Source organism: Halomonas sp. (assembly GCF_041689495.1).
Lineage (GTDB): Bacteria > Pseudomonadota > Gammaproteobacteria > Pseudomonadales > Halomonadaceae > Halomonas.
On record NZ_JBDNGD010000354.1, the window covers coordinates 1 to 1,326 of the forward strand.

General features: G+C 60.6%; 1 protein-coding gene and 1 pseudogene. One reads left to right on the plus strand and one right to left on the minus strand.

Translation table 11 applies throughout. From position 1 onward, the window contains the following. Nucleotides 1-282 precede the first annotated feature (282 nt). A pseudogene (locus ACESMD_RS11175) lies at nucleotides 283-546 on the plus strand (Arm DNA-binding domain-containing protein); the annotation flags it as partial. Nucleotides 547-948: 402 nt separating this feature from the next. On the opposite strand, the gene ACESMD_RS11180 reads toward ACESMD_RS11175, so the two are convergent. Then, on the minus strand, nucleotides 949-1,314 hold the full coding sequence (locus ACESMD_RS11180) for a tyrosine-type recombinase/integrase (protein ID WP_372613151.1): 366 nt from the start codon (nucleotides 1,312-1,314) through the stop codon (nucleotides 949-951). Nucleotides 1,315-1,326: the final 12 nt, after the last annotated feature.

The following is a 1,326-nucleotide window of genomic DNA, read 5'->3' on the forward strand; positions in this document are numbered from 1 at the left end:
CCTGACCGGAACGCCGGCCGGTGTAGGTCCTCTGCCGCGCGGGGCAACGCTTCATTTCACCCTGACCGGCGGCCTCGAGGTGACCACAGGGGTCGTGGACTGAGAATCTCCCGAACTCTTCCTGGTTACTCCAGGTAGGTAGTGGACACAGACATCTAGTAGCGGCCAATATACATCAAAGTATTGATTTAGAATGGTTTACTTCCTCTAACCTGTCTGTCCTTGTCTTAGTTTGTCTGTGGTTATACACTGCATCGGTGATTACCAGATCGGTGAGACCTCATGCTAACCACAGACCGGCAGCTCGCATCACTCAAGCCTGGAGACAAGGTGTTCTGGCAAGCCGTGTCTTCTCCCCATGGAGGTGGTCTGGCGGTTCGAGTCACGCCGACCGGCATGAAGAGCTGGTACTACCGCTTTCGCCACAATGGCACGGCGGATAGTCTGAGGCTTGGGCGCTATCCCTCGATGGGGCTTCAGGAGGTTCGGCAGGTGCACGGCGAGGCATACCGCCTGCTTCATGAGGGCACCAACCCCAAGCGCCACCAGCGGCAGCAGCGGGCCGATAATCAGGCCGCCTGGACCATGGCCGAGCTGTTCGATGCTTGGTTGCCCATCTACTCCAACACGCCGACAGTGCAGACTCGCCGCATCCCGTCCAAGGACACGGTGAAACTGCATTCTTGGCGCTGGCAGCGGTATCTCCGCAAGCCTATCGGCGACATGCTGGCTCGCTCACTGACCCGTAAGCGGATCAGCGCCATTATCGCCGACATCGCCGAGACCTCTCGCGCCGATGCCCGGAAGTGCCTCTCCCTGCTGCGTAGCATGTTCGACTTCGCCGAGGCCCGTGGACAGGTGGAGGAGAACTCCACGACAGGCATCCAACCTGCCAAGGTCGGTGCGACCCTGGGTAAGTCTCGAGATCGTGTCCTTTCCGTCGCTGAGCTACGCAAGCTGTGGCAGGCGATCAACGGCACGATGCTGCACCCTTCCGTGGCGGCGTCGCTCAAGCTGCTGGTGCTGACCGGCCAGCGCATAGGGCAGCAACACACCGCCTCGTTGCCGTTGCCGTTGCCGATCGTCACTACAGAGTGCCAAGGATCGTTCGATCTGGTTGCGCACCGGGGCGATGCAGGAGTCCGCCACTACTGTCACGCGGTCCTTCGCGCCCTTTCCGTCCCGCACGATCAACGACCGTCGCTGCAAGTCAACATCCTTGATCCGCAGCCGGGTTGCCTCGCCGATACGCAAACCGGAGCCGTAGAGCAGTCGAATGACAAGGAGATACGGCGGCGCCAGATGAGTGAGCACGGAACGGACCTC